General features: G+C 43.0%; 6 protein-coding genes. 5 read left to right on the plus strand and 1 reads right to left on the minus strand.

Annotation, left to right across the window (positions count from 1 at the left end):
- Positions 1-60: 60 nt before the first annotated feature.
- The 5 genes from FFO06_RS12460 (at position 61) to FFO06_RS12480 (ending at position 3135) form a co-directional block, all read left to right on the plus strand.
- Positions 61-1491 (plus strand): form I ribulose bisphosphate carboxylase large subunit, encoded by a 1431-nt coding sequence (locus FFO06_RS12460; protein ID WP_028090545.1) that lies wholly within the window; start codon positions 61-63, stop codon positions 1489-1491.
- 70 nt (positions 1492-1561) lie between these two features.
- Complete coding sequence (gene rcbX, locus FFO06_RS12465) at positions 1562-1969, plus strand: RuBisCO chaperone RbcX (protein ID WP_137908328.1); 408 nt, start codon at positions 1562-1564, stop codon at positions 1967-1969.
- 45 nt (positions 1970-2014) lie between these two features.
- On the plus strand, positions 2015-2344 hold the full coding sequence (locus tag FFO06_RS12470) for a ribulose bisphosphate carboxylase small subunit (RefSeq protein ID WP_028082366.1): 330 nt from the start codon (positions 2015-2017) through the stop codon (positions 2342-2344).
- Between the two features lie 147 nt (positions 2345-2491).
- Positions 2492-2737 (plus strand): type II toxin-antitoxin system Phd/YefM family antitoxin, encoded by a 246-nt coding sequence (locus FFO06_RS12475; protein WP_137908329.1) that lies wholly within the window; start codon positions 2492-2494, stop codon positions 2735-2737.
- Positions 2734-3135, plus strand: a complete 402-nt coding sequence (locus tag FFO06_RS12480) for a type II toxin-antitoxin system VapC family toxin (protein ID WP_137908330.1) — start codon at positions 2734-2736, stop codon at positions 3133-3135. The genes FFO06_RS12475 and FFO06_RS12480 overlap by 4 nt, the downstream gene beginning before the upstream one ends.
- Before the next feature lie 139 nt (positions 3136-3274).
- Here FFO06_RS12480 and FFO06_RS12485 read toward each other — a convergent pair.
- The coding region (locus FFO06_RS12485) for a bluetail domain-containing putative surface protein (protein WP_137908331.1) at positions 3275-6000 on the minus strand (2726 nt) is incomplete at its 5' end.

The following is a 6000-nucleotide window of genomic DNA, read 5'->3' on the forward strand; positions in this document are numbered from 1 at the left end:
GAAGAAGTTGCACATAACGTGATTTGATAGTAATAAAGAAAGACTTCTTGGAAGAAAAATATGTCTTACGCGCAAACTAAGACTCAGGCTAAGTCTGGGTATCAAGCTGGGGTTAAAGATTACAGACTAACTTATTACACACCGGATTACACACCCAAAGATACAGATTTACTAGCAGCATTTCGGATGACTCCCCAACCTGGAGTTCCCCCCGAAGAAGCTGGTGCGGCTGTAGCTGCTGAGTCTTCCACTGGTACTTGGACAACAGTTTGGACAGACTTGCTCACCGACCTAGATCGCTACAAAGGTCGTTGTTATGATATCGAACCAGTTCCCGGTGAAGATAACCAATACATCTGTTACGTTGCTTATCCTTTGGACTTGTTTGAAGAAGGTTCTATCACCAACGTATTGACATCTATTGTCGGTAACGTATTTGGTTTTAAAGCTTTGCGGGCTTTACGTTTGGAAGACATTCGTTTTCCAGTAGCTTACATCAAAACCTTCCAAGGACCTCCTCACGGTATTCAAGTTGAGCGCGACAAATTGAACAAATATGGTCGTCCTCTGTTGGGTTGTACAATTAAACCCAAATTAGGTCTTTCCGCTAAAAACTACGGACGTGCTGTATACGAATGTTTACGTGGTGGTTTGGACTTCACCAAAGACGACGAAAACATCAACTCAGCACCATTCCAAAGATGGCGCGATCGCTTCTTGTTCGTAGCTGAAGCTATCAACAAAGCCCAAGCAGAAACCGGCGAAATCAAAGGTCACTACCTGAACGTTACCGCTCCTACCTGCGAAGAAATGTTGAAACGGGCTGAGTACGCTAAAGAACTCAAACAGCCCATCATCATGCACGACTACCTAACCGCAGGTTTCACCGCTAACACCACATTGGCTCGTTGGTGTCGTGATAACGGTATTCTGTTGCACATTCACCGTGCTATGCACGCTGTAATTGACCGTCAGAAAAACCACGGTATCCACTTCCGCGTATTAGCTAAAGCCCTCCGCTTGTCTGGTGGTGATCACATCCACACCGGTACAGTTGTTGGTAAATTAGAAGGTGAACGCGGTATCACCATGGGCTTCGTTGACCTATTACGTGAAAACTACGTTGAGCAAGACAAGTCTCGCGGTATTTACTTTACCCAAGACTGGGCTTCTCTACCTGGTGTAATGGCCGTTGCTTCCGGTGGTATCCACGTATGGCATATGCCCGCGTTGGTGGAAATCTTCGGTGATGACTCCGTACTGCAATTCGGTGGTGGTACTCTTGGACACCCATGGGGTAACGCTCCCGGTGCTACAGCTAACCGCGTAGCTCTAGAAGCTTGTATCCAAGCTCGTAACGAAGGACGTAACATGGCTCGTGAAGGTAACGACATTATCCGCGAAGCTGCTAAGTGGTCTCCTGAGTTGGCTGTTGCTTGCGAACTGTGGAAAGAAATTAAGTTCGAGTTTGAAGCAATGGATACCGTCTGATCATTTAAGATTTGGGATTTTGGATTCATAAACAATCCAAAATCTAAAAATCTCAAGGGCTGGGTCAAGCATGGATTTAAAGCAAATTGCGAAAGAAACAGCCAAAACTCTCCAAAGTTACCTGACTTATCAGGCATTAAGGACTGTATTGGCGCAGTTAGGCGAAACAAATCCACCTTTAGCACATTGGTTGCAAAACTTTTCCGCCGGCAAAATCCAGGATGGAGAAGCTTATATTGAGGAACTGTTTCTAGAAAAGTCAGATTTGGCTTTGCGGATTATGACTGTCAGGGAACACATAGCGGCGGAAGTGACAGAGTTTTTACCAGAAATGGTGATCACTGGTATTCAGCAGGCCAATATGGAACAGCGTCGCCAGCATCTCGAACGTATTACGCAATTAAATTTATCAAGTCCCAGCCTCGAAACTGAAAGACAAACAATATCTGATTCTGATTTAGATAATTTATCTAATTAGTCAGTCAACCAAGTAATAAAAAATCTCCCCCACTTATCAAAAACTATGCAAACTTTACCTAAAGAGCGTCGTTACGAAACCCTTTCTTACCTTCCCCCTCTGTCTGACGCGCAAATTGCCAAGCAAGTTCAATATATTTTGAACCAAGGTTACATCCCCGCCATTGAATTTAACGAAACTTCTGAACCTACAGAACTTTACTGGACAATGTGGAAGTTACCTTTGTTCGGCGCTAAATCTACTCAAGAAGTATTGAGCGAAGTTCAAGGTTGCCGTTCTCAGTATAGCAACTGCTACATCCGTGTTGTTGGTTTTGACAACATTAAGCAGTGTCAAGTTCTTAGCTTCATCGTTCACAAACCCAGCAGATACTAAAATCTGATTTGGTTTAATTAAGCTTATTTATACCCTGGTGAGAGGTAGAGTTTTCTATCTCTCTTTTTTAGTTTTTAGTACAGAATATCCTTGCAGAATCGCCATAGCTAGACTAGACTTAGTTCACAAACCTAGTCCATTAAAATCATGGCAACTGTAAATATTCATCAGGCTAAGACAAACCTTTCTCGACTACTTTCCCGTGTGGAGCTTGGAGAGGAAATTATTATTTCCAACCGAGGTGTTCCAGTTGCTAAACTAGTTCCATTTCGGACATCGTTAGATCGTCGTTCTAGCTTAGGTCAAGATCGAGGAAAATTTATTGTTCCAGATGATTTTAATGCTCCTCTACCCGAAGATATTTTAGTTGCATTTGAAGGCGGTGCAGAGTGAGGCTTTTATTAGATACTCAATGCTGGTTATGGTGGTTTTCTCAACCAGAAAAGTTGAATGAGAAGGTAATTGAGCAAATTGCGGATGAAACCAATGAAGTATGGTTCTCAGTTGCTAGTGTTTGGGAGATAGGAATTAAGGTTTCCATCGGTAAGTTGCCACTACCGGAACAAATAGAAGATTATATTTCCACTCGCATGAACCAACTAGGAGCTAGATCTTTAGAGATTACTACTTCTCATGCTTTGCGGGTAGCTGCACTACCTTTACATCATCGTGATCCTTTTGACAGAATGCTGATTGCACAAGCTCAAGTAGAAGAAATGACGCTTGTAAGTGCAGATTCAACATTTAATCAATATGAAGTCTCCTTAATCTGGGCATCTAGTCAAACCTAAATTTAATAACTGGATAAATTTTGATAGCGATCGCCTCCGGTGGACGGAATGCGATCGCTCATAATATCTTAAGAAACTGCTGTATTAGGGTGATTTGGGTTAAAATAGCTCCCCAATTACAGAAAGAGAGCTTAGGCACTTAGATAAAGAAGCTACTAACAGCAATAGTACCCAAAGCTGGTAATATACCACTGTATCCTGTGATATTCACCAATAGGTCATTACTAGATTGGAAACCAGCCACACCATCATTAATCACTAAATAAGTTCCGGCAATACCAAAAGTGGTGACACTGACTAAAGCTGCACTATTTACCCCTAAAGCCTGATTACCAGTTAACGCTCCATCAGCATCAGTAAATACATTATTGACCACATCTGTTAAGGTAGTGGCTGTACTATTAGCAGCACGAGTGAAAGCAGTGGGAGCATTCATAGCTACACCCAGGGAGGTCAACAGGTCAATTTTATCAGTGCCAATGGCAAAGTCGGTAATTCGGTCTGCTCCTGATACTGGGGATTGTCCAAATTGGAAAACCAAGGTATCGCTTCCTATTCCACCTGTGAGGGTGTCTGCACCAGCACCACCGTTAAGAAGATCGTTACCAGTACCACCGTTAAGAGTATCGTTACCAGCATTTCCTGTGAGGGTATTATTGCCACCATTACCTGTTAATGAATTGTTACCTGCATTCCCAGTACCATTAATAACAGCTGTTCCTGTTAAGGTCAGATTTTCGATGTTGGGGAAAACCGCTAAATCAAAGGTAACAGAAGATTGAATGATATCTGTTCCTTCTCCTGAGTTTTCAGTAATGGTATCAGTAGTGCTATCTACGACATAAAGATCATTACCTAAACCACCAATTAAGGTATCAATGCCAGCGCCACCGTTAAGAGTATCGTTACCAGCATTTCCTGTGAGGATATTATTGCCTGTGTTGCCAGTGAGGCTATTGTTGAGGTTATTGCCTGTACCATTGAGGTTAGCACTTCCCGTAAGCGTAAGATTTTCAAAGTTATCGGTAAGGGTGTAGGAAATAGATGCGTTAACTAAATCAGTTCCCTGACTGGGGTTTTCTACTACCACATCACCCGCATTATTCACAGTATAGGTGTCGTTGCCCGCTAAACCTATAAGACAATCAACATTTATAGTACCACTGAGAGTATCATTACCAGAAGTGCCGAACACTGGGAGAGTCGGTTGACTACCATCATCATTTAAAATGATGCCTGTGGCACTGCGAGTACCGATAGTAGCTCGGGAGGGAGTAGACAAATAAACCGTAAAGGTTTCGTTGGATTCAATGGTGCTGTCTCCTCTGACCCGCACTCTTATTTCCTTGCTGGTTTCTCCTGGTAAAAAGGTGAGGCTTTCTCCTGGTGGCATTGCTCCACCAAAAAAATCGGTGGAGTTAACGGGGTTATTACCAGACGGGGTAATAAACCAATCTACTGTGCTTGTACCACTAGTGTCTCCTGACCGAGTGACAGTAAACACAAATGGCTTCTGATCTGAGTTGCCCTCCGTTTGTATGCTAGATGTACCAGTGATGTTTAGGACAGCATTACTGGCGATATAATTGAAATAGCTACCACTGAGGTTAAATTGCAATGGGTTGATTAAACCCTGGGTATTTTCTAAAACAGCAATCAGTTCATCAGGTTCGCTATCAGGTTTATTGATGTAGAGGTTAATGTTATTACCTGAAACTGTGGTCGTATAATCACTACTGGAACCCAAAAGCTGAATGATATCTTCCAGGGGATTAAAGTCTTTGATGATCAGGTAGTCACTTGTACCAGCAGTGGTACGATTATAGTCATCATAACCAATCCATGTGACATCGCCGAGAATAAAAGTGTCCTCTCCTGTTCCCCCAGTGACTGTATCTACAGTACCTAACCCTGGTTTGGCGACATTGGGATTTACTGATATGATAGTATCACTTCCATCTCCACCCGCGATATCATCATTTCCTTCACCCCCGATGAGCTTGTCATCTCCACTGTAACCTCTGAGGTAGTCTGCGTAAGCTGTCCCGGTAATCTCAAATGTCTCTATATTGCTAAAGGACAATAGTGGGCTATTAGCATAATTAGTACCTTGCCAATTAAATGAGCCTCTATAGTCATGAAAGGCACTATTTGACCAATATCCATTGGACACTCCTAACCCATTTGTACCTAATCCACTAAAGGTTGCACTGCTATAATCCACAATTAATCTGTCAGTGCCACCCCCAGCGTTAATGCTGCCATTGCTGACCAATAAATTACCAGTGGCAATAGTGGTGTCATAACCACTGCCTAGAGTCACAGAGGAGATATTCTCAAAATTGTTAATGCGGGTATTATTATCCCCACTTACCTGTTCTGTAACTCTTAAATTCAGAACTAAATCTACATCTAAACTGCTCAGGTCTAGGCTTTGTAGCGTATCTGTTCCTTCTCCCCCGTCAATGCTGTCCCCAGCTTTGGCACTGACTACTGTGTCATTCCCTGTTCCTCCACGGATAACATGACGACCTGTGCCACCATCAATAGTATCATTGCCATCACCACCCTCGATTTCGTCATTTCCACCTTCCCCTTTTAGGGTGTCGTTGCCATCACCACCTTTGATGATGTCACTTCCATCTCCACCCGCGATATCATCATTCCCCTCACCCCCGATGAGCTTGTCATCTCCACTGTAACCTCTGAGGTGGTCTGCGTAAGCCGTCCCAGTAATTTCAAATGTCTCTATATTGCTAAAGGACAATAGTGGGCTATTAGCATAATTAGTACCTTGCCAATTAAATGAGCCTCTATAGTCATGAAAGGCACTATTTGACCAATATCCATTGGACACTCCTAACC

Source organism: Dolichospermum planctonicum (genome assembly GCF_005402965.1).
GTDB classification, from domain to species: domain Bacteria; phylum Cyanobacteriota; class Cyanobacteriia; order Cyanobacteriales; family Nostocaceae; genus Dolichospermum; species Dolichospermum planctonicum.

Bases quoted from the DNA above. Each gene is read 5' to 3' on its own strand.
- FFO06_RS12460 (WP_028090545.1), top strand. From the start codon at position 61: ATGTCTTACGCGCAAACTAAGACTCAGGCTAAGTCTGGGTATCAAGCT.
- rcbX (WP_137908328.1), top strand. From the start codon at position 1,562: ATGGATTTAAAGCAAATTGCGAAAGAAACAGCCAAAACTCTCCAAAGT.
- FFO06_RS12470 (WP_028082366.1), top strand. From the start codon at position 2,015: ATGCAAACTTTACCTAAAGAGCGTCGTTACGAAACCCTTTCTTACCTT.
- FFO06_RS12475 (WP_137908329.1), top strand. From the start codon at position 2,492: ATGGCAACTGTAAATATTCATCAGGCTAAGACAAACCTTTCTCGACTA.